Source organism: Rhizobium hidalgonense (assembly GCF_002914525.1).
In the GTDB taxonomy this organism is placed as follows: domain Bacteria; phylum Pseudomonadota; class Alphaproteobacteria; order Rhizobiales; family Rhizobiaceae; genus Rhizobium; species Rhizobium hidalgonense.
In genome coordinates this window covers 1-20,588 of the sequence record NZ_LODW01000047.1, presented here as the reverse complement: position 1 = coordinate 20,588, position 20,588 = coordinate 1, and the positions used below count along the sequence as shown (strand labels likewise).

The 20,588-nt window shown below is 60.0% G+C and carries 19 protein-coding genes and 4 pseudogenes; 10 read left to right on the top strand and 13 right to left on the bottom strand.

All coding sequences use genetic code 11. The features are described from left to right. Positions 1-155 precede the first annotated feature (155 nt). Entirely contained in the window at positions 156-950 is a 795-nt protein-coding gene (locus tag ATY29_RS09060; RefSeq protein ID WP_097536363.1) for a DJ-1/PfpI family protein, read from the bottom strand. Positions 951-1,143: 193 nt separating this feature from the next. Here ATY29_RS09060 and ATY29_RS09055 point away from each other — a divergent pair. Next, positions 1,144-1,729: pseudogene (locus tag ATY29_RS09055) on the top strand (DUF4158 domain-containing protein); the annotation flags it as partial. Positions 1,730-2,429: 700 nt separating this feature from the next. On the opposite strand, the gene ATY29_RS09045 reads toward ATY29_RS09055, so the two are convergent. From ATY29_RS09045 to ATY29_RS09030, 4 genes are read right to left on the bottom strand one after another with little or no spacing between them, the layout of a single operon-like run. Beyond that, complete coding sequence (locus tag ATY29_RS09045; RefSeq protein WP_097536098.1) at positions 2,430-4,802, bottom strand: hypothetical protein; 2,373 nt, start codon at positions 4,800-4,802, stop codon at positions 2,430-2,432. 12 nt (positions 4,803-4,814) lie between these two features. Further along, positions 4,815-5,585: an ABC transporter permease gene (locus ATY29_RS09040; RefSeq protein ID WP_097536096.1), complete on the bottom strand. Its 771-nt coding sequence runs from the start codon at positions 5,583-5,585 to the stop codon at positions 4,815-4,817. Between the two features lie 10 nt (positions 5,586-5,595). Further along, positions 5,596-6,591, bottom strand: a complete 996-nt coding sequence (locus ATY29_RS09035; RefSeq protein WP_097536094.1) for an ABC transporter substrate-binding protein — start codon at positions 6,589-6,591, stop codon at positions 5,596-5,598. Positions 6,592-6,603: 12 nt separating this feature from the next. Continuing rightward, a complete protein-coding gene (locus tag ATY29_RS09030; protein ID WP_244597379.1) occupies positions 6,604-7,419 on the bottom strand; it encodes an ABC transporter ATP-binding protein in 816 nt (271 codons plus the stop codon). 156 nt (positions 7,420-7,575) lie between these two features. On the opposite strand from ATY29_RS09030, the gene ATY29_RS09025 reads away from it, so the two are divergent. Further along, entirely contained in the window at positions 7,576-8,295 is a 720-nt protein-coding gene (locus ATY29_RS09025) for a GntR family transcriptional regulator (RefSeq protein ID WP_097536090.1), read from the top strand. Positions 8,296-8,553: 258 nt separating this feature from the next. Here ATY29_RS09025 and ATY29_RS09020 read toward each other — a convergent pair. Then, positions 8,554-8,916, bottom strand: a pseudogene (locus ATY29_RS09020) (NAD(P)H-dependent oxidoreductase); the annotation flags it as partial. 133 nt (positions 8,917-9,049) lie between these two features. Between ATY29_RS09020 and ATY29_RS09015 the strand changes: the two are divergent. Then, positions 9,050-10,603, top strand: coding sequence for an ISL3 family transposase (locus ATY29_RS09015; protein ID WP_097536087.1), 1,554 nt, complete (start codon positions 9,050-9,052; stop codon positions 10,601-10,603). A gap of 211 nt (positions 10,604-10,814) precedes the next feature. Here ATY29_RS09015 and ATY29_RS38505 read toward each other — a convergent pair whose 3' ends face one another. The 4 genes from ATY29_RS38505 to ATY29_RS08995 form a co-directional block, all read right to left on the bottom strand. Next, the gene (locus tag ATY29_RS38505; protein WP_097536085.1) at positions 10,815-10,967 is read right to left on the bottom strand and encodes an NAD-binding protein; all 153 of its coding nucleotides are present in this window, start codon (positions 10,965-10,967) and stop codon (positions 10,815-10,817) included. A gap of 194 nt (positions 10,968-11,161) precedes the next feature. Then, positions 11,162-12,409, bottom strand: a complete 1,248-nt coding sequence (locus ATY29_RS09005) for a type II toxin-antitoxin system HipA family toxin (protein ID WP_097536083.1) — start codon at positions 12,407-12,409, stop codon at positions 11,162-11,164. After that, the gene (locus tag ATY29_RS09000) at positions 12,402-12,737 is read right to left on the bottom strand and encodes a helix-turn-helix domain-containing protein (protein ID WP_003567985.1); all 336 of its coding nucleotides are present in this window, start codon (positions 12,735-12,737) and stop codon (positions 12,402-12,404) included. The genes ATY29_RS09005 and ATY29_RS09000 overlap by 8 nt, the downstream gene beginning before the upstream one ends. A 283-nt stretch (positions 12,738-13,020) precedes the next feature. Beyond that, positions 13,021-13,917: a LysR family transcriptional regulator gene (locus ATY29_RS08995; protein WP_097536361.1), complete on the bottom strand. Its 897-nt coding sequence runs from the start codon at positions 13,915-13,917 to the stop codon at positions 13,021-13,023. 245 nt (positions 13,918-14,162) lie between these two features. On the opposite strand from ATY29_RS08995, the gene ATY29_RS08990 reads away from it, so the two are divergent. The 5 genes and pseudogenes from ATY29_RS08990 to ATY29_RS37585 form a co-directional block, all read left to right on the top strand. After that, on the top strand, positions 14,163-14,492 hold the full coding sequence (locus tag ATY29_RS08990; RefSeq protein ID WP_097536081.1) for a nuclear transport factor 2 family protein: 330 nt from the start codon (positions 14,163-14,165) through the stop codon (positions 14,490-14,492). Then, a complete protein-coding gene (locus tag ATY29_RS08985) occupies positions 14,489-15,277 on the top strand; it encodes an SDR family oxidoreductase (RefSeq protein ID WP_097536079.1) in 789 nt (262 codons plus the stop codon). The genes ATY29_RS08990 and ATY29_RS08985 overlap by 4 nt, the downstream gene beginning before the upstream one ends. Positions 15,278-15,514: 237 nt before the next feature. Further along, positions 15,515-15,955 (top strand): NUDIX hydrolase, encoded by a 441-nt coding sequence (locus ATY29_RS08980; protein ID WP_097536359.1) that lies wholly within the window; start codon positions 15,515-15,517, stop codon positions 15,953-15,955. Then, positions 15,952-16,998: an extracellular catalytic domain type 1 short-chain-length polyhydroxyalkanoate depolymerase gene (locus tag ATY29_RS08975; RefSeq protein WP_097536077.1), complete on the top strand. Its 1,047-nt coding sequence runs from the start codon at positions 15,952-15,954 to the stop codon at positions 16,996-16,998. Before ATY29_RS08980 ends, ATY29_RS08975 begins: the two co-directional genes overlap by 4 nt. A gap of 338 nt (positions 16,999-17,336) precedes the next feature. Continuing rightward, positions 17,337-17,725, top strand: a pseudogene (locus ATY29_RS37585) (hypothetical protein); the annotation flags it as partial. Positions 17,726-17,857: 132 nt separating this feature from the next. Here ATY29_RS37585 and ATY29_RS08965 read toward each other — a convergent pair. Continuing rightward, positions 17,858-18,058, bottom strand: coding sequence for a cold-shock protein (locus tag ATY29_RS08965; RefSeq protein WP_113431182.1), 201 nt, complete (start codon positions 18,056-18,058; stop codon positions 17,858-17,860). A gap of 126 nt (positions 18,059-18,184) precedes the next feature. Between ATY29_RS08965 and ATY29_RS08960 the strand changes: the two genes are divergently transcribed. Continuing rightward, the gene (locus ATY29_RS08960) at positions 18,185-18,526 is read left to right on the top strand and encodes a hypothetical protein (RefSeq protein ID WP_097536357.1); all 342 of its coding nucleotides are present in this window, start codon (positions 18,185-18,187) and stop codon (positions 18,524-18,526) included. Positions 18,527-19,124: 598 nt separating this feature from the next. Here ATY29_RS08960 and ATY29_RS08955 read toward each other — a convergent pair. Further along, on the bottom strand, positions 19,125-19,352 hold the full coding sequence (locus ATY29_RS08955) for a hypothetical protein (RefSeq protein WP_097536355.1): 228 nt from the start codon (positions 19,350-19,352) through the stop codon (positions 19,125-19,127). Between the two features lie 229 nt (positions 19,353-19,581). Here ATY29_RS08955 and ATY29_RS08950 point away from each other — a divergent pair, with 229 nt between their 5' ends. Next, entirely contained in the window at positions 19,582-19,965 is a 384-nt protein-coding gene (locus ATY29_RS08950) for a response regulator (protein WP_097536073.1), read from the top strand. A gap of 116 nt (positions 19,966-20,081) precedes the next feature. Here the strand turns inward: ATY29_RS08950 and ATY29_RS08945 are convergent. After that, positions 20,082-20,588: pseudogene (locus ATY29_RS08945) on the bottom strand (sensor histidine kinase); the annotation flags it as partial.

Sequence of the window (20,588 nt, the reverse complement as noted above, 5' to 3'; positions counted from 1 at the left end):
CAATCTATGAGCTGCGCCTAGCCGGCTGAGGCGCGGAGCTTTAACTGTCTTGTCGGTGCTCCACACGCCGTTGGCCATGAAGCGGTAGTTGATGAGCCGGCGAGATAGCCATCGCTGTCGGGCAGCTTCGGGGCGGCCACGGTGCCACTGCCGTGTCACGCTGCAGCGCGCTTCCGGTCCAATGCGGCGATCAGGGCCGCGGCGATCGGATGATCCGAACGCGGATTCTGACCGGTGATCAGCTCGCGATCCTCGATCACATAGGGCTCGAAGTCCGGCCCGGTATCCACGATCGCACCGGCAAGGCCCAGCGCGAACGGCATGTCGAAATAGATCTTGGCGTGCAGAATGGTGTCCTCGATCACCTTCTCCTCGGCCTTCTCGAACACCGTCATCCTGTAGCCGGCATATTGCCAGCCCTGGGCCCATTCCTTCGCCTTTTCGGGATCGCCGGCGATTAGCGCCGCGCGGAACTCGCGCGCATAGGGCATCGCCGCGACCGATGAGATCGGTCCGTGACACAGCATCGCGGTCGGCTTCTCATGCTCGTGGAAATGGCGCAGGATCTCGCCGATTTCCTGGTCCTGCATCAGATCGACGATCGGCGCCTGGCCGCCGGGGATGAAGATGGCAGCATAATTGTCCAGCCCTTCGTCGAGGACCGAGCGCAGGGTGCGCGCCTTCATCGATGGGTCTTCCGCGTAGAACACCTTGCCGTGCTCATAGGTGGCCACATCGCCGCCGAAATGTGCGGGGGCATCCGAAGCCTTGTCGATCGTCGGGGGCGTGCCGTCCGGGGTCGCGAGCACGACCTCATAACCGGCGGCGATCAGGGCCATTGCCGGGACCACCGTCTCATTGAGATACTGGCCCGTGTTTCCCCAATATCCGCCCTTGGTCTCGATGCGGGTCGCGTTAGATCCGAGCACCACGACTTTCCCCTTACTCATGACTTCCTCCATGCCTTGCATTACGAGTGCAGCGATGGAGTAAGTCTTACACTTTTCCTGCTCTCGACGGGGTTAGGTGCGGTTAAATCCGGTAAGGTGCTTTTACGGTCCTTGATCCGGTAAAGTCGTTCGATGGCACCGGGGGCAGGATTTGAACCTACGGCCCAACGAAAACTGTTGACCTAAAAGGCGGCCACCTCGCGCCATGCTGAAGTATGTTGCTGATCAGATCGGCGCCGCTCCAGACGAATTTGCACTCTATGCACGCCGTGAAGAAACCCGTCGGGATCATATGGCGCGGCGACGGTGCTGCGATAGCCAGTTTCGTTGTCGCCGCGTTTCGCGAACGCGGAGCTCTTCTGCCGGCGATGGACACGATCGAACGGATCGGCGTTGCCGGCCGTGCCATAGCCCGGCGCCGGGCAGAAAGAACTCTGATTGAAGACATCCCACTCGATAGGCTTCAATCATGGGTAGGCTGTTAGAGGTTGACCCGTCGATCGGCCAGACGCGCTTTCACTGGCTGCGCTCGGCGCCAGAAGCGCCGGCTGCGTCGAACCTCGTCGGGCTGACCGAGCGAATAGCATTTCTGCGGCGGCTGGAGATCGATCCGGAACTGCAGGCGCGCGTGTCATCTGGACGGTGGGACCAGATGATCCGGGAGGGCAACGCAACGCCGGCCTGGCTTGCCAGCGACTTCAACGCCAGCCGTCGCCAGGCTCTGATCGTGGCTCAAGTCATCAAGCTTTGCCAGAAGCTCACGGACGATGCGGTACAGGCAGCACGCGATATTTTAGGCCAACTGAATCATGCCGACCTTCGTGCTTTGAGCCCTAGAGGTCGTCTTCTATCCGAGACAGAAAGAAATACTCAGCTTTTCGTCGATCAGAAAGGAAGGTATTGGAATGATCCTTCACAGTGGCAGATTGCAGATCGGCTTGCCCAAATGAACGATCTTCTCCATTTTGACCTTGGGGAAGTCGCGCGGCAACATCTTGCCGGCGAGAATGGGCTACGAGATCACATGCTCAATGCGCTCGAGGTGGTGCTGAGGCACGATCTGGAGGGGTTCCTCGGCTGCGGTGATTTCCTCGACCGTAAGTCCGGTGGCGACGGCTAGGTCCTCAAGGCTGTAGCCTTTCGCAATCCTGGCTTCACGGCGACGAGCGGCTGCGGAGGTATTGTCGGTAGCGAATTGATCCATTTAAAACTCCAAATCAGCGTGAAAAAACCGGCTGCGGGTGCGATCTGTCGCTATTGGGCACTTCGTGGTGCCGCCTCCGTCAGCGGCTAGAGCAACCCGCGGAGGCCGCCCTCGTTTTCTCTTGCGCAGACGACGCTCTTCCTGCGTCGCCTCAACCGCGTTCTTGTTCTGCGTTCGTGCCGGAGCTCCTGCACGGTAGGCGTTGTTCTAACCATGCTTACCATGACAATCAAGCCACTGGTTTGCTCATAGGGACACGACGAAGTCCAGCAGCATCAACTATGGGGCATCAAGAACAATGGAGACGTCCAGATGCGGGATTGGTCGCGCTGACGCGCCGTCAGGAACAACGGATGTTCTCGTCCCGGATCGAGTTCGAGTTTGCTGAGCGAAATCTCACCCGCAAGATCTCTCGGCAGCGGTTGGTCGGTAACCCTTTCCACGACAAGACGCAGCTCGACGCCCGGCAGATCGAGGGTGACCGAGCCCTTCGAGATCAAGTCTTTCCCATTTACTTCCAGCCTTGCTTCGGGCGCATGCACATGCGGTGGCGGCTGAAGCGGGTCGCCGATCTTGCTGTAGCCATGAAGGTCGGCGACAATCGTGATGTGAGCGTTGTTTAGGTCGGACAGCTTGAGCTCGATACCGTCAACATCGCCGTGCGTTGCCGTTTTAAAGCCGAGCTTTCCAAGTCCCGTGCGCCACACGCTCTGTTCAGGATGGTCGAACCCGACTCCATCAACAGCCAGGAGTGCCGCGCCGGTCACGGCGACCGCGCCGCTCCAATAGGCTGCCCGGTAGCGATCCTTGATGCGGGCGCCACCGAAACGAACACGCACGCTGCGTTCGCTGAGGCCAGCTTCCGCATGCAGATCGCGGCTCCACACGAGGCGATCGCCATCATAGAGTTGAATCTCTTCCCAGCCGGCATGGCCGAGCAGACGGTAGGAGAGTGGCGCCTCAGGTTCAGCGTGGAACACCTCGCCCATGAAATGTTTTCCCTGGGACAGAACAGCAAAACTGCGTTCACCGGTCGTGGCGAAGGTGCGCCGTGCCCTGAGCGCACTGCCGACGCCGGCCCTATCGAAGCGGTCGGCGATGACGCCCGTCAGACCGCCGCGCGAACCGAACGTTCCGGTCGCCGGTGCGCCGCCGCCGCATCGGCCTTGGTGCTCGTCGCTGGCGGCGGAGGCGCCGACCCTGTATCCCCGCGCGAGCGCCTCGGTGTAAAGCCAATGGAATTGTCCCCAGGCGGAGCCAATCTCGATGAGCCGCTCCAGTTCCGGATGATTCCAATCCAGAATGCAGCGTCGGCCGCCGACATGCGGGATCAGCAAATGGCCCTCCGGATCATCCTCATAGGCGGCATGGAGCCGGTCTACAGGCCACACACCGGGTCGGATCGTTCCGGCCGTCGTCTCGTTCCATTCGAAAGAGCGAAGAGACCGACCCTCGTTGTCAAACGGGAAGCGCGGTTTGCCGTCGCGTAGGAAGACAACATTTCGGTCGCCGCCGGCTGCGGAGTTGCCGCACCATTCGGTGCCCGGATAGCAGACGAAGCGGCCGGGCTCGTTGAGGCCATGGATGATTTCCACGGCCTTGTCCCAATTCACTTCGGTGATGTTGAAGTCGTTGACAGTGTAGCCCACCACGTCAAGCCCGGCGATGTCTCGTCCATAGGTGAGGTTGTACGTCGCGTCGTTGGTTCCAACCGTGTCGTCGGAATGGACGTGCAGATCCGCGTAAAGAGGACGCAAGGCGCCTTCTTCGCTCTGCACATAGGCGACGGTTGCGGCGACGAAAGGTTCGTCGTCTAGCCGTGCTTCCAGTTTCGACTCGCCGGCTTCGGTGAAGGAAAGGCCGGAAATGCGCGCGAATGTCCAGTCATCGGCAGCCAGCGCGATCGGCTGCGTGCGTTGGGTCGCGTCCGGAGCGGTGACTACGATCGTGCCCCGCAGATCGCGGTCGCGGCAGGTATTCCCCCATATGTCGTCGACGCGTACGATCGCATCGAAGGTTTCGCCGAGGCCAACAAGGCGCGGCGCAATGACTTGAAGGGCGTGGGGCTGGCCGGCCAGGATTTCGAGCTTGCAGTCGCCCGGCACCTCAGCAAATTTCGAGCTGCCCAGCGGATCTATGAACAGCCGGAACCGGAATGCTTTCTCGACGAACGTCTGCACCCGAGTACCGGCGCCGCCCTGTCGTCGATCACCGAGACGAATGACGATCCTGTCGCCGGGGTTGATATAACCATCGACAACATCGATGATAACGGCTTTCTGGAAAGGACGCTCGTGTCCCTTCTGGTCGAAGCGTACTTTCAGCGCCTGCACCGTCGCCGGACTTTGACCGGCAACCAGCGGACCGGCATGATATTCGGCAGAAACATAGTTGGCGCCCGTCGGATCCGTTGTCTGGAACAGTGCCCAATCGGAATAGAATTTGAAGGCCAGCTTCAGCCATGCGCCATCGGCAAGGCCGACAGCACCGACCTCATAGACGAGTTCCAGTTCGGTCCACTCGCCGGCGGTCAGCGTCTGTCTCTGGCAGGTGAGCCGTCCGAGGAACGGAAGCGTGTCGAAGTAGGCGGCAAGGCCGGCTGGGGAATGTGCGGCGTCGGATGCGTTGTGCTGCAAAGTCTCTGTCATGGGAAAAGTCCGTTATTGTCCGCGCCAGCCTTCGTAGCGGCGCTCTATCCGTTGAAATACGAGGCTCTCCATGAGCCACGCCGTCAGTCCGATCAGCGTGATGCCGAGAAGCACCTGCGCCGAATTGCCGACCTGCCCACCCATTGCGACCATCCAGCCGATCCCTTGGGAGGCGCCGATCATCTCAGCCGCCACCAGCGCGCGCCACGCCTGGGCAAAGCCGATGCGCAAAGCGGCGGTCAGGAAGGGGAGGGAGGCAGGAAAATACACATAGGCCAGCAGTTGAAACCGTTTGGCGCCCAAGATGCGCGCTGCGCGCACCTCCCCACTGCCGATCGACAGCACGCCTTCCTGGATCGTCACCGCCATCGGAAAGGCCGACGCGATGAAGATGACAACGGCGATCGAGAGATATCCGAGGCCGAAGAAGATCAGCGACAGCGGCGCCCAGGCGATTGGTGGGATCGCCATGAACAGAGCGAGCAGCGGCTGGGCGAACTCACGGAAGGGCCGCCAGAGTCCAGCAGACACGCCGATGAGAAGGGCCGCGAGGATCGCCGCTCCGAAGCCGCCGAACTCACGCAACAAGCTGGCCAGAAACTGGCGGCCGAGTTCGCCGGACTGGATCCAGCGCAGTCCCTCGGCTGCCACTTCCCAGGGCTGTGGGAGCACATAAGACGGAACCCTGCTGGCTGCGAGACACCACACGGCAAGCAGGAAGGGAAGCGCTGCCCAGCGCCAGGACGGCTGCGGAAAACGCCGCCGCGCTGTCAATGTCTTCATCGATCGGATCTCACTGCTGAGCGGCCGCTTTCGCGGCAAAACTGTCGTCAATGATGTCATCGACGTTCAATGGCTTATTGAGAATGCCGAGATCGACGGAGTAATTGATGAGCCGCTGGATGAAGGCGCGGTCGGATGGTTCGATCTCGGCGGACCAGCCAAGGCGTTTCCTGGCTTCTGCGACGATCGCTTCCGGCGGAACGACGCTTCCATCCGCAGCCTTCACAGATTCCAGCTTGAAACTGCGGGCGATGATCCGATTGGCCTCTGCTGGTTGCTCACGGAGAAAGGCGATGGCCTTGGCATTGGCCCGCAGCAGCTTGACGAGATCGTCCGGACGCTCCTTCAGCGTTTTTGCAGGTGCTGCCACGACATACCACGGATAACCGGGCAGGGCGCCGTTCACGTCGAAGACCACACGGCCTGTGCCGCGGAGCACCGACTGACTGATGAAGGGCTCCCATGAAAAGGCTGCATCCACCACGCCTGTATCAAGCGCTGCGTTCATGTTGCCCACCGGCATCTGCGATAGTTGCAGGTCAGTGTCCGGATTGAGACCGGCAGTCTCTTTCAGGACGAAACCGCGCAGCAGCACGTCCATGCCGCTTCCTCTGTTGACGCCGGCGAGCTTCTTGCCCCTGAGGTCTGAGAGCGACTGAATCGAGCCGTCGGCCCTCGCGATCAAGGCTGCCTGGCCATAATTCACCTTGGCGATGATCTTCGCTTCGAGCCCGCGCGCGGCCCATTGATAGACGGGCGGGGCGCCGATATAGGCCACGTCGATTTCCCCTCCCGCCACCGCCTGCTGAATGACGGGGCCATCGCCAAAGCCCTTGAGCTCGACGTTCAAACCCTCTTCCCGAAAGTAGCCTTTCTCTTCGGCGATGAGAGCCGGCGCGTTCGCCATGGCCTGGACCCAGCCGATCCGAAGCGGCCGGGATTCCTGCGCCGCGGCGGGCCAGGCAGCAGCAAGTGCGAAAAGGACTGCAGGTAGAATGCGTTTCATCGGATGTCCCCTTCAGGTAGCGGGTTGATTGCTGGTCATGACCATGGCGATCTGCTCGGCGAGGCGTTCGCGCAGTTCTGCGAACAAAGGATTGGCTCGCGTGGCTCGCTGGTCGCGAGGACGCGGCAAACCGATTGGCACTTCAGCCGTGATGCCGGCCGGAGGCAGGCCGAGGACCAGGACCCGGTCCGCCAGATAGATCGCTTCGTCGATGTCATGCGTGATGAACAGCACGGTCTTGCCCAAGCTCGACCAGATGCGGAGCAGTTCGTCGTTGAGGGCTGAGCGCGTCATGGCGTCGAGCGCTGCGAAAGGCTCGTCCATGAGCAGAAGGCGTGGCTCAAGCGCTAGCGAGCGCGCAAGTGCTACGCGTTGACGTTGGCCGCCCGACAATCGGTGAGGTGGCTCTTCCGCCTGTTCTTCCAGGCCGACAAGCCGCAGAAAATGCAGGGCGATCGCCCTTTGCTCTTGCGGCGATCCCCTGCGATTCATACGGAGGCCGAAGCGGACATTTTCCAGCACGCTCAGCCAGGGGAAAAGGTGGGGCGACTGGAAGACATAGCCGAGTGCGGAATGTTCCGGCGCAACCGGCGCGCCGTCTATGGTGATATGACCCGATTGCGGGCGCAGGAAGCCCGACAATAGATTGAGCAGTGTCGACTTGCCGCAGCCCGACGGACCGAGGATCGCGACGAATTCTCCTGGACGGGCTTCCAGCGAAAATTTTTCGAATATGCTGCGTCGGCTTTCGGGATAGGCGAAACCCATGCCATTCACCGAGAAGGTGGCGCCGGGTGAATGCTGCCGAATTGGGGAAACAGATGCCATATTGCGTTCGAACGGTCTGGGGTTGGAATTGCCCGCAGTTTTAATACATTATAATACAGGCTATCAACGTGGAGCCTTTCCTTGTCCGGCGGCAAAGGAGAACGCTATTCCAAAGCCGCAAGAGTCCGTGGTCTTTTTAACCCCGATGGAAAATAGATGAGCCTGATACGCAACAACCCGGTGGCGATGTATCTCCAGATCGCCGATCGCCTTCGTCGCGAGATCGCCGATGGGACATTCGAGCCCTCCGGGCGGTTGCCGTCGGAAGCGCAGATCATGGCGCGCTTCGAAGTCAGCCGCGTCACCGTCCGCCTCGCGCTCGATCAACTCGATAAGGACGGGCTGATCGAGCGCCGGAAAGGCAAGGGGACTTTTGTGGCCGGCAAGCAGGTCCGCCATCAGATCGATACCCTGCGCAGTTTCCACGAGTCGCTGAAAGTGCAGGGCTTCGATGCCACGATGCGGATCGTCGAACTGACCACCACTGAAACGCCGCCGGCGTTTGTCTCGTTGTTCGGAGCAAAATGCGCGCTGTTGGAGCGTCTTCATATGGTGGACGACGAGCCCATTGCCTTGGGTCGAAGCCTCCTGCCCGTCATCATGTCGGAACTGGATTTGAAAACGGCCGAACAACGGCCGACTTATGCGCTCCTCAAGGACAAAGCCGGCGCCGATATTGTCTCCGCCGAGATCGCCATCAGCGCGCGCGCAGTGCCGCCTCGCATCTCATCCGTGATCGGCGCTGCCGCGAATGCGGTTTTGCTCGTCCTCGAACGAACCTCATATTTTGATCACGGCGCCTGCGCCGAATGGTCGGAATTCTTTATCCGGCCAGAGCGATACAAATTTGTTCTCGGCAATAGAATGTCTGTCTAAATCGACCGCTTCAGGAAAGAAGATCGCCTGCGAGCGCGGATCGGGATTTCGGGCATTCATTGCGCTTTCATCAAAGGAATATCTCGGTAGCCACATAATAGGTCGCTATGTTGGCATCGCCGATCTCAACATCCGCGGTTCGTATATGGAGCTGAAGTGCTCGCAGGTCACCGCCTTCGTTTCGCCGGCGAGCCTGCAAACCGGTCGTCGAGTTCGTGGCATCAAATTTTACGGCAATGAAACCAACGCAAGGCTGGCCTATTCAGCCGCTATTGCAGCCGAGATCGAGCGTGCGCTTAAAAGCAAGGACGCTTCCGCAAGCGCCTGGTCGACGCGGTCGAGGATGGCGGGTGAGGGTGCGCCGTTGCTAAAATCACGAGCTGAGGCATAGATCGCCGTCGGCAGAACAAAAGCCTCGAAGAACGCGAAGAGGGGGCGCAACTGGTGCTCGACAACGAGGGAATGCCGATCCCCGCCGCCCGTCGCTGTTAGCACGATCGGTTTACCCCGCAAGTCTGACGGATCGAGCAGATCTACGACATGTTAGAACAAACCTGTATAGCTTCCTTTGTAGGTTGGTGACCCAACAACCAGTGCCTCGGCTTCGACAATCGTTCGGATCGCCTCGCGTGTGTGTTTCGGCGTGCAAATTTGACCCCCTTGGCGGGGTAATCGGCGTCCAATTTTGGGTCTGACTCATTCTCGATGATGTTTCGGATTCTACTGGCCTGGTTCTTGAAGGAGAATCAGCGCCATGGGAGCCTATTTTCAGCCTTCCGATTTAATCCCTGCCGAGTTGAACGTGGAGGCAGTGCATCACAGACCCGATGTGATCGTCGTCACCGCACATGGTCAGTCCCGAGGTTGCAGGTGTCCCGAATGCGGCACGACCTCCCATCGTGTTCATAGTCGCTATTCTCGGATTATTACCGATCTGCCGTGTGCGGGCCGAAGGATCAAATTGCACCTGACGGTCCGACGCTTCGTCTGCAATGTCGTCCATTGCCGCCGAAAGATTTTCGCCGAGCGTTTCGGTAATGGCGTGATCCGACCCATGGCCCGCCGGACAGCGCGCCTGGAGACCTTGGTTCACCATCTCGCTTTGGCATTGGGTGGTCGGCCAGCAGCACGGTTCGCAGATCGTCTCGGGTTACCGGTTAGCAATGACACGCTGCTTCGAACCGTTCGCCGATATGATCGCCCACCACCGCCGCCGCCAGCCGTCATCGGCATTGATGACTGGGCGTGGCGTCGCAATCACCGATATGGCACTATCATCTGCGATCTGGAACGGCGAAAGACGATCGCGTTGTTGCCCGACCGAGAACCCTCGACCGCAAAGGCTTGGCTGGTCGAGCAGCCGCAGATCGAAATCGTCGCACGAGACCGCGGCGGCGGGTATGCGCAGGCCGCTGCACAAGCCCTGCCACACGCCGAACAGGTCGCCGACCGCTGGCATCTGATGGAAAACGCCAGCCACGCCTTTCTTGACGCCGTTCGCAAGTCGATGCGGCAGGTCCGCATTGCAATCGGCACAGCAACTGTAAATCCAAAGCTTCTGACAGCCGCCGAGCGACTGCAATATGAGGGATATCTGCGGCGTGAAGAGGCAAACGCCGTCATCCGTGGTCTCGTCAGCGAAGGCGTATCCATCAAGGAGATCGTGCGCAGAACCGGGCACAGCCGAAAGCTGGTTCGCAGTGTCGTCCGTGGTCAGCGGACCGACATCTTTCGGATCCGGCAAACTTCCCTGGAACCGCATCTCCCTTGGCTTGAAGCGCAATGGGACGCCGGATTGCGGAACGGCGCTGAACTTTGGCGGCAGCTTCGGTTGGCTGGCTTCGGCGGCGGTCTCCGTGTTGTCACCGAATGGGCAACGCGGCGAAGGCGTGCCGAAAAGGCCGAGAACGGACTCGGACATGCGCCGGCCGCACGCACTATCGTCCGCCTGATGACGCTTGAACGCAACAACCTGACCACGGCTCAAACGATGACAGTCGCCGCCATCGAAGAGAGGCTACCGGATCTTGTCGAGGCCAGGGATGTCGTCGAGAGCTTCCACAAAATGCTGCGCAGCAAGTCTAAAGATAATCTGGAACCTTGGATCGACCGCGCGGCAAGAAGCCTGGTCGCGTCATTCGCCAACGGCGTCATCCGCGACCGGGCAGCGGTCCAGAATGCAATAACTTCGATGTGGTCGAACGGCCAGACTGAGGGCCAGATCACCAAGCTCAAACTCATCAAGCGGCAGATGTACGGCCGCGGAAAGCTGGATCTGCTCGAAGCACGTATTGTCGGAGCGCCCTGATGTCATCGAGATTGCGTCAGACCCAATTTTGGACGCTGATTGACAGTTCGTGCCTTCATTGATTTCATGGCGGAGCGCGTTTCCCAAAAGCTTTATTAAGGCGGCCCCAAGATCTGTCCTTTGCTGTGGAACAGCTTGCTGTTTAGGATCGGTCCAGCCTTAGCCCGTTCGTAAGTGTAACGCCTACTAGTCGGCCCGCCTTCACGTGGATCTATTCCGGCCTCAAGGTGATTTCGACGCCAGCGGTGCGATGGAGGCGCTCGATCTCCGTAGCCATATGTGGCGAGCATGAGCGAGCCATGACGCACTTCTGAAACTCGACGAGAGCTACACGACATCCGATGCTCGCAAGCGTTGACGCCACGTCCTCCGATCAGACCGGCACCCACAATCACCACGTTTTTGGGGGAGGTCAGCGCATCTCTCACGAACCGTGCGTCATTCAGACTTCGCAGGTTCACTACGCCAGATGGCACAGCGCCGAAGCTTTGGGGCAAGCTTCGCGCGTTGCTCCCGGGCTGGCCGAGGACGGATCGAAACTGTATAGGAAGGTTCTCGTCATAGGGCTAGCGCTCGCTGCAAATCATCGTGCTCGAACGCACTGGCAATACGGTTGATCTCGGCTGACCGCGCGCCGACCGCCTTTGCGGTCTCGCGCCACGTTGCGGTGGAGGTCGCGACTTCCTTAATGATTGCGCGAGCCTGGGCGAGCGTGAGGGCGAAGAACCCGGCAGTTTCTTCCAGCAGATCAAGTGAGCAGGTGCCTTCATCAAGATCTATGTTGGTCGTCAGGACGCGCGCCTTGACGTCAGTAGGCACTGGATTGAGGTCATAGGCAGGGGACAACGACCAGCCGGCTTTGCCGAGCCACAGGAAGCCGTGATTCCTCAGGTGGTCATCGACGTTGGAAATCAGCACATTGAAGGCGACGCGGCGATAAAGCGCGTGCGCATCGGTCTTTCCCTGCGCGCCGTGTTCGGCCAAGGCGTCTACGATCTCCGGATAGCTTCCACGCTCGCCGTCCTTTGCGCCCATCATCGCCATCGCGGACAGGAAGGGGATCCGGACAGTACCATCGCGGTCGAAGCGACGCGAGAGCATGATCTTCTTGCCGGCGACGTCGATGAGCTTGTGGAGGGGCGTGACAATGCCGGCTTGTTCAGCCAGTTGCAGAGCGACCTCTTCCCATGTCTCCATGCTGTAGTCGTCGGTTTCCTTAGGAAACTTGGCGATCGAGAGATGGCCATGTTGATCGATAACAGAAGCCTTCGGACGCGCTCCACCAAGCGAGGAGCCAGGCGCGAAGATAAGTTGGAGGTCTTCGTCGGTTTCCTCATCGCGCAGAATACGTTCGGTGATCTGCAGCAGGCGGCCGAGCTCGATGAGGGCGGGGACGCCGGCACGGATCGGCGCCTGGAATTCCTCGTCACCAACCCAGCGGAACCGGAGCGCGCCGAGCCGTGTCTCGTCGGCGACGCCAAGCAGATAGTCGCTTTCGGCCAGCGTGCGAACGGCCCGGCCATCGCGCTCAGCCATGCGCCTTTCCGAGCGTTGCATGAGACGTCGGCCCCAGGTATCGGGTGCTGAGTCGCCAATAGAGCCAAATGTTGCGAGGCCGGCGGGTGGGGCGAACGCTCCCCGGCTCAGAGCTAGAGCGGGCTCCAGCGAGAAGCGGTCGGGGTCCTCTAGCCAGGCACGGTCATACTCAAACATGATCGTTTCGGCACCACGGACGCGATTGCTCCGCGCCAGCCCGATTGGACGTGTGCGGCCGTGAAGGTTGAGATGAATTTCAAAATCAGCCATCGCGTGACGATCCCGGCGATCGCTTTGGGTGAGCGTGCTTGGGCAACTCCGCACTGGCCAGAGCCTGGCCGACGCTGTCGTTACTGATGTCGGCGACTTGGCTTAGCCCATCTAGCAGGCCGAGTGCCTGGAGGACGCCTGCATAGATGCCGATGCTGACATTGGTGTCGCCGGCCTCGATCTTTTGAAGCGTTGAGCGTGAGGTGAAGGCACGTTCGGCTACTACCGCCATAGGCAGGCGGCGACGTCGACGTGCGTCGTGGATGTCTGCGCCCAGTTTGCGCAGCGCGCGCCGCACAGCGGCCGGAGGGTTATGAGGTGTCGGCATTTGCCACCTTCGCACTACAGATTGGTCGGATATGTAGCACGAAGTTTACAATTTTTCCAGAGGGGTGGTCTGGTAGAAAAGCTGATTGTTTCGTCGTGCGACTGGCATGACTTTGAGCAGGAGCAGATCACATACAGCAATTTGCGCGCTGAGCCATCTTGGTCGGCAGCTAATGGCGGAACCAGAAGCAGCGGATGTTCCAAAATAACGACTTTATGCCACAAGAGCTAGGAATCCGCCGGTCGACCAACCCTTGGAATAACGACCGTTGTTCGCCAGAACTTCACGCCTTTGCGAACTCGCGGGCAGCTTGGATAAACGCGGTGAAGGCAGCTGGTGGGTTTTTCCTTCCGGGATAATATAATGCCAACGGTGCCAGAGCTGGTGTCCAGTCTTCCAGAAGGCGCACAAGCCGGCCGGCCGCAATGTCCTCGCGCACGTCTGCTTCCATGACGTATCCCAATCCAACTCCGTGCCACGCAGCTATTTTAACCAAGCTCGGCTCGTCGAGCGTGATAGAGCCCTGCACATCAATCTGTACCGCGTTCCCGTCCTTTTCGAATTTCCACCGGAACAGCGCGTTGTTGGGAAGACGCGCACGGATGCAGCGAAACCGGTAAAGGTCGGTTGGAACCAGGGGCCTACCGTGCTTGAAGAGGAACTCCGGCGAGGCGACGACGGCATTGCTGCGCTTCAGGCCCAGAGGCACGGCGATCATATCGGCCGGGACCAGGTCGGCAGGCCGCAGGCCGAGGTCGAAACCGGCCGCGACGATATCGACGATCCGCCCTTCCGTGACCAGATCGACATGCACCTGTGGGTAGCGTTGCAGAAACGAAAGGATGAGCGGCTCCATCACTTCGCGAGCTGCCGTGGCAAATGCGTTGATGCGCAATGTGCCCGTGGGAACTGCCTGAAGCGACTGCGCCGCCAGCATGGCGTCGTGTATGTCGGTCACCGCCGGCCCGACCCGCTCGACGAACGTCTTTCCCGCATCGGTGAGCGATACGCTTCGCGTCGTCCTGTTGAACAGACGTATGCCGAGGCGCTGTTCGAGTTTCGCTATGGAATTACTCAAGGCTGTCGTCGATATGCCGAGGTCCAAGGCGGCAGCCCTGAACGACCCGAGCCGTGCGATGCTAAGAACAGCATCAAGATCGGCAAGTGCGGACCGCGTCATTTTTCCCCCTTTTCGTAACGTCTCATCCTCGATTATCCCGCCTAACATCCTATCGGACGGCTTCCGGGTCGCGAAATGCGGCCCGCTCCGGCGGAATGCATCGTAATCGCAAAGCCGGCATCAAATTTGGATAGACTGCTTCTGCTATTGTCCCGCTTTTCGCAATGCGACGTCCCGGATTGGCCCGGTTATCGCAGGAGGCATTAATCCGTACTTTGACGTGATCATGTCAAGGGAGCCGCTGAATGCCTATTGAATTGCCCGAACCCATCGCTGCCTACGTCGAGGCTAACGCACGCCTCGATGTGGAAGGCATGTTGAAACCCTTCGCTGAGGACGCGGTCTTCGTGGAAGTCGGAGAGCGCCTCCAGGGCCGTGCCGCCGTGCGCAAGCTGATCGAAGAGGCTGTGATCCCGGTCAAGGCGATCTTCACTCCCGACACGGTTCGCCACGAAGGTCGGCAGATCGTAGTTGAAGGCCCCGCGCATGGCGACTTCCCGGGCAGCCCGCTCCGCTTCACCTACCGTTTCGAGCTTGAAAACGACACCATCAAATTTCTGGAGGTAACCATATGAGCCTGCAATCCAATCCGACCGAATTCGCCGGAAAACGCGTACTTGTCAGCGGCGGCACCAAAGGCCTAGGCCGCGCTGCCGTGGAACGTTTCGTGGCTGGCGGCGCTCGCGTAATTACTGCAGCCCGAGGAGCCGCTGAGCCCATCGAAGGCGCCGAGTTCGTCCAGGCGGATCTCACTACAGCCGAGGGCGGGGAAGCCTTGGCTAAGACAGCGCTAGAGCGTTTTGGCGGGATCGATATTCTGGCCCACAATCTCGGGGGATCGGCCATGCCGCCCGGCGGCTTTGTCGCGCTGACAGACGAAATCTGGCTCTCGGAACTGAACCTGAACCTTCTAGCGACGGTTCGTCTTGATCGCCTGCTGATCCCGCAGATGATTGAGCGGGGCAATGGCGCGGTGGTGCACATTACCTCGACTCAGTCGGTGCTGCCCCTTCCCGAGTCGACCACGGCCTATGCCGCCGCCAAGGCGGCTCTGAGGACCTACAGCAAGTCCATTTCCAAAGAACTCGGTTCAAAGGGTGTGCGGGTCAACATCGTCTGCCCCGGCTGGATCATGACAGAGGGTGCCGTCGAGTTGGTGAAGAGTATGCAGACTGCCAATGGCGGCACGTACGAGGAAGCGCGGCAAGCCGTTATGGGCTGGATCGGCGGAATCCCGATCGGACGCGGGGCCGAGCCATATGAGGTTGCCGAAGCCATCGCGTTCCTGGCGTCCGAACGCGCCTCCTCAATCCATGGCACGGAGCTGGTGGTCGACGGTGGCACCGTCCCGACCGTTTGAGGACAGGAAACGCACACGTCTGACGTCGGCGAAGAAAAGCCTCCTACTCGAGCTCAGATCGGGGCCGAGTGGTAGGGTGGGATGTCTCAAGCCTGGCGGGACAACTTGGCATCTCTCGATTGACCATCGCCAACGCCGAAACCCCGCGGCATGTTCAAGTTTCGCAAATGTAAGACGAAAAAAACTGGACCCGCCAGTGTCATCACCCTAGTTTGCGAGCCGTATCGGAGGCCGTTCATGGTGCAGGAGTCAACACAAAACCAAGCTCTGACCGATGACACCGGCCTCGATGTCGCGCAGGCAGGCGCCATCTGTTATCGACGAAATGCGAAGGGACGTCTCGAAGTGCTTTTGGTCGGCAGTCGACGCAACGGTCGATGGGGCGTTCCGAAAGGCCATATCGAGAGCCGCGAAACGAGTAGCGCGACGGCCTTGAGGGAGGCGTTCATCGGTGACGTCGACAGCACCCCCGTCGGCAGCTTTGCCTATCAAAAGGACAGTAGTACGAACCGCTACACGGTCACCGTTCATCTTTTGAAAGTTTCCAGGATTGCCGCGACGTTTCCTGAAGCGGGATTTCGCAAGACGCAGTGGTTCCTGTTGAAGGATGCAAGTCGTAAAGCCGCGCAGCCGGGCCTGCGGACGCAGTTGTCGCGGCTCGAGGCGACGGGCGTATGAAGTTCGGCTTCGGCAAAACACTGGCGCGTGCCCTCAAATCCCAGAAGAAGTTCAGCAGGCTGCTCGAGAAGGCCTTCAAGGCGCCTGGAAACAAGGCGAAACGCGCGAGGCCGACACCGCGTGCCGCGAAACCGGTTCTGGTCGAGACGACCGCGTTTGGAAGCAATCCCGGCCGGCTGATCATGAAAACCTTCGTGCCGGCAGCACGGCTGCCGAAACGCCCGGCGCTTGTGGTCGTCCTTCATGGCTGCCGGCAGACACCCGAAAGCCTGGATGGTGCCGCCGGCTTCTCTAGGCTCGCAAAGGAACGCGGTTTCGTTCTCCTTTATCCCGAGCAGAGGAGCGCCAATAATTCGCAGCGATGCTTCAACTGGTTCCGCCCGAGCGCCGTCGCCAGAGACCGAGGAGAAGTGCTCTCCATCCGGCAGATGATCGAACATGCATGCGAAAAACATCGCATCGACCGCTCGAGGATCTTTGTCACAGGTCTGTCTGCAGGCGGGGCGATGACGGGCGCGCTCGTTGCCAATTATCCGGCACTGTTTGCAGGCGCCGCGATCATCGCCGGCATGCCCCTCGGATCGGCCCGAGATGCGATGTCCGCGTTACGAGCGATGAAGTCGGGCGCGACGCCCCCGCCTGGTGGCTGGGGGCGACCCGTCACGGAAATCTCCTCCGAGATCAAGCAGTGGCCGCCGATAGCCATCTGGCAGGGCATGGACGATCGGACCGTGAACCCGGCCAACGCCCTTGCATGCGTCGCTCAGTGGCTCGAAGTCCAGGGCATCGCCGACAGAAGCGGACGTGCGGAGGAAAAACCATGGGGCAGATTGCAGTCGTGGCGGGCCGCAGACGGTCTGAAGTTAGCTTTCTATTCGGTCAGGAACATGGGGCACGGGCTCCCAATCAAGACGCCAGACGCCACGAGCTCGAGATTCTCCGGAGACCCTTACGTCATCGCGGCAGAGATCTCGGCTCCAGCTGAATTGCTGCGACTATGGGGCCTGAAGAGGGTTGGGGTTGTAGTCTCAAAAACGCTTTAGTCAGCGCTTTGCCCGTTCACCGTCCGGACCATGGGAGCAACCTTCCTAACCATCTGTAACGAGAAGCTCGCGTTCAATTTAGTGGCCATCTCTGGTCTTTCCTTCAGTTTCCCAAGATTGCTGCGGTTACAGGAAAACGATCCGGATGACCGGGCGTTTTGGCTCGCGGGAAGGGAGGTCGAAATGGCAAAGAAAAACAGCATTCCGAAGAAAATAGCAGGTTACAAGGTGCCTAAAGCACTCCGCAAGTCGTCCGTGATCAACGGACTACGCCACGACTGTCGACGGGATTATCGTCCTGACAGAGACAACAGGCGAGCTCGTCGATCCCGAGGAGGGCGCGCAACGGTACGGAAGAAGAGGCGAAGACAAAGCGCAGGACGTCCGAACGGAGGAAGCGTCTGCCTGTCCCGAGCGACGATCTCCCGCCATTGGAGCGGCCGGTCTGTTGCCGAGCATCATCCAGATGCGGACGACGAGCATGTCTGGGCCGGACGGAGGGCGGCGACGCTTGAAGAACTCGTTCATACGTGGCCGGCGAGAGCGCAGCCGGGAGAATACGAGAGAATGCGGGGATGGATGGTGGCAGCCGACGATCGAGGAGCTGCGCGCTGCAAGGAGCGCGGCGAAGTCCAGGGAACGGCGGCGCTCCGTCAGCGAACAGGTAGATGAGACATCTGCCTTGATATCGACAGATTGCGCCACTACATACCGTCCATCGGCATAGCTGATGAGCGCTGGAAATAGTGCCGCTCGCGATGCCTCGTCGACTTGCTTTGACCACGGATGTACTGGCAGGGATAGGTAGACGAATGAAAGGTCGGTGCGATTTCGCCCCGGCCTTTTTTGTTGGCCGCGATCAGGCTGGCCGGACGTTCTCGGCTTTGGACTTCCCGGTCTTGCGATCCTGGCCGAGCTCGTAGCTGACAGCCTGGCCGTCGCGGAGCGATCCGCCCTGAACGGCAGAGATGTGAACGAAGACGTCCTGACCGCCGTTGTCCGGCGTGATGAAGCCGAAGCCCTTGTCCTGATTGAAAAACTTTACCGTGCCGTTTGCCACCAACTTCTCCGATGCTCTGGTTTTTGGAGGCGCATTCATAAACCGGTGCGCGATACCAGGCAAGCATAGCCACCGCGCGTGCTTCACGAGGCTCGCGATATCTGATTGACGTGAAAGAGGATGACGATGACCGAGAACACCTGCACGCCGCCATCACCCGATCAGAGACGCTTCCTCGGAATAAGGGAGGCGGCCGAACGCAGGATGCTCGACACCGTCTTCAAGGCGATCTCTGACGCTGCTGCCGAGGTCGAGAACGGCATCAGGGACGCCAGGCTGGCCTTCGAACCCACCCACCAAGACTACTTCACCTTCACCGTCCAGCAGGTTGCGTTCGTCCGTCTATGCGGTGGGGATCCCGAGACCTTGCAAGGAGGCGACCCCGAACTGGGCGAGCGCATCTTGGGCAACGGTCGTCATATCATCGACAGCTATTGGCGCGGCGAGAAGAAGGACCAACTCGCGTGAAAGAAAAAATCGATCCTGGTGAAAGATCCTTGACGCCGCGTCTTCCGTTCTCTATCCGTTCTCGCTATCGTGTTTTACATCGCTCGCTACGCCTGGGCACTGACACGTTGACCGACTGCCGGACATAGTTCGGCGTCCGCCATTCCGTAGTGTTTCGAGGGTGCCATGAAGAGCATTCCCTACGAGAGGCCGCCGGGCGATGTCGTCCCGCGAACCAGCCTCCTCGCTTCTATAATCCGCTCGCCACTATCAAGCGCGCCGGGCCTCTGTTCTTACGGAGCCAGGACTCCCGCGACTTTGCCTGTCTTCTCGACGTTGATCCGAACGTCGCCCGGTGGTCATGCGAAGGCGTCGAGCTGTCATATGGCGGCGAGACCTATCGGGTCGATTTCGTCGTCACAGGAACCGATGACCGAACCTTGGTGGTCAACGTCGCCGAAGGTGGACCGAGTCCTCCCGACTAGATCGAGCTTCCCGCCACCGCTTCCCGAGCCCGGACCGGGCGAGACCGTCGGTCCACTCAGTCGTGCTGCCCTCTTCTCATCGCCCGACGTGGGAGTCCTTCGCGATGGCGTTCGCCTGCAGCCGGAGGAACACACTACTCGGCGGCATGCCGCATGGGATTCTCGTCCGGGAGCACCAATGGTCCGATGATCTCGAAATCGCAAGGCATTGCGTGCTGGTCTGTGCCCAGTAGTGCAAGGGTCCAATAGATGGGATCTTCTCCGAAGACAGTCGAGACTTGCACAACAGTGAGCTTCCCGTCGAAGTGCTTTGCTGAACGCGCCCAGTAATAGGCTTCCGGAATCAAACTCGCGGTAAACATAACGCTCACTCCCGTTCGAACGCGGAAGATATCAGAATTCTTATAAATGAACATGCCTCATGGTGCGCCGCCTGCATGTCGTCGGCGGGTCTCGGACGACCTCGGACCTAGGTTGGGGATGGCTGCGACTCAAGTCTTACGCGTGGAACCGGTTGTGGTGGGGAGTGTTTTCGATTGACGACGCCAGAGGGTGCCGTGCCGATTTTGGAGCCATCCCCGGAGACGAAACATGCGCCTGCTCATAGTCGAAGACGAACTGGGAATTGCTCTGGCGATCGAGGATGTCGCGATCGACGCCGGATTCGAAATCGCGGGCATCGCGGGAAACAAATCTGAGGCGCTGGAGCTCGGCTCGGTGGCCGACATCGCCATCATCGACGTCCGGCTGGGGGATGGGCTCACCGGGCCGTCGATCGCCCGAGCCCTCTTTTCTGGATTCGGACTTGGGGTGGTGTATTTTACCGTGAACCCCGGCCTTATCGAAAACCCGAAGGGGCGACCTGCCATCAGCAAGCCGACCTGCCCCGAAAGAATAGCGGATGCGTTGTCTATGGCAGCCAAAAACGCCCGCGCAAGAACGCATCGCGTCGCGAGCGAGCCTACCTTCCACTGAACGGTCTTCGCCGGACACTAAGCCTTAGCGAAGAATCCCATCAGTGGTTCGGAGTGGTTGGCGTCATCTTTCTCGCTTGTACGGACCCTGATCTGTAGGGTCGGCACCACGCTGTTCTACGTCGGAGAGTCGGAGCAATTTTGATCTTGCAGGCTCTGGAGCGATGCGTCGAGGCTGAGTATCAGTTCCTTCGGGGCATAATCAACAGCGACATTTCCGAAAGCAGACAGGCTGGAATAGATGAGCCGGGAGCCGAAGCCCCTCCTTTTCAGAGCTTCCACAGTCGGGCCGCCGCGGTCTCGCCACCGGACGTCGAGGCGATCACCGCCCGCTTCTCGACGCAGGGACCACTCGATTTCGACCACCCCGGAATCCCCCGACAGGGCGCCGTACTTCGTCGCATTCGTGACAAGCTCGTGTAGCACCAGGGCGAACGCTAACGCGGCCTGGGGGTTCAGTGTGCCTGGCGGACCACTTGCTCTGAGACCGACTCAAGTCCGAGATTGCTCGCGGCCGCCCCGACGATCGTGTCCATGGTCGCAGACAGCCAGTTCTTCTGCAGCAGAATGTCATGCGCGTGGGCATAGGCGTTGATGCGCGCCGATATCGCCTGCTCGACGTCC

Bases quoted from the DNA above. Each gene is read 5' to 3' on its own strand.
- ATY29_RS08980 (WP_097536359.1), top strand. From the start codon at position 15,515: ATGGTGCAGGAGTCAACACAAAACCAAGCTCTGACCGATGACACCGGC.
- ATY29_RS09025 (WP_097536090.1), top strand. From the start codon at position 7,576: ATGAGCCTGATACGCAACAACCCGGTGGCGATGTATCTCCAGATCGCC.
- ATY29_RS08985 (WP_097536079.1), top strand. From the start codon at position 14,489: ATGAGCCTGCAATCCAATCCGACCGAATTCGCCGGAAAACGCGTACTT.
- ATY29_RS09060 (WP_097536363.1), bottom strand. From the start codon at position 950: ATGAGTAAGGGGAAAGTCGTGGTGCTCGGATCTAACGCGACCCGCATC.
- ATY29_RS09045 (WP_097536098.1), bottom strand. From the start codon at position 4,802: ATGACAGAGACTTTGCAGCACAACGCATCCGACGCCGCACATTCCCCA.
- ATY29_RS09015 (WP_097536087.1), top strand. From the start codon at position 9,050: ATGGGAGCCTATTTTCAGCCTTCCGATTTAATCCCTGCCGAGTTGAAC.
- ATY29_RS08995 (WP_097536361.1), bottom strand. From the start codon at position 13,917: ATGACGCGGTCCGCACTTGCCGATCTTGATGCTGTTCTTAGCATCGCA.
- ATY29_RS08975 (WP_097536077.1), top strand. From the start codon at position 15,952: ATGAAGTTCGGCTTCGGCAAAACACTGGCGCGTGCCCTCAAATCCCAG.
- ATY29_RS08955 (WP_097536355.1), bottom strand. From the start codon at position 19,352: ATGTTTACCGCGAGTTTGATTCCGGAAGCCTATTACTGGGCGCGTTCA.
- ATY29_RS09005 (WP_097536083.1), bottom strand. From the start codon at position 12,409: ATGGCTGATTTTGAAATTCATCTCAACCTTCACGGCCGCACACGTCCA.
- ATY29_RS09030 (WP_244597379.1), bottom strand. From the start codon at position 7,419: ATGGCATCTGTTTCCCCAATTCGGCAGCATTCACCCGGCGCCACCTTC.
- ATY29_RS08950 (WP_097536073.1), top strand. From the start codon at position 19,582: ATGCGCCTGCTCATAGTCGAAGACGAACTGGGAATTGCTCTGGCGATC.
- ATY29_RS09040 (WP_097536096.1), bottom strand. From the start codon at position 5,585: ATGAAGACATTGACAGCGCGGCGGCGTTTTCCGCAGCCGTCCTGGCGC.
- ATY29_RS09035 (WP_097536094.1), bottom strand. From the start codon at position 6,591: ATGAAACGCATTCTACCTGCAGTCCTTTTCGCACTTGCTGCTGCCTGG.
- ATY29_RS09000 (WP_003567985.1), bottom strand. From the start codon at position 12,737: ATGCCGACACCTCATAACCCTCCGGCCGCTGTGCGGCGCGCGCTGCGC.
- ATY29_RS08990 (WP_097536081.1), top strand. From the start codon at position 14,163: ATGCCTATTGAATTGCCCGAACCCATCGCTGCCTACGTCGAGGCTAAC.
- ATY29_RS08960 (WP_097536357.1), top strand. From the start codon at position 18,185: ATGACCGAGAACACCTGCACGCCGCCATCACCCGATCAGAGACGCTTC.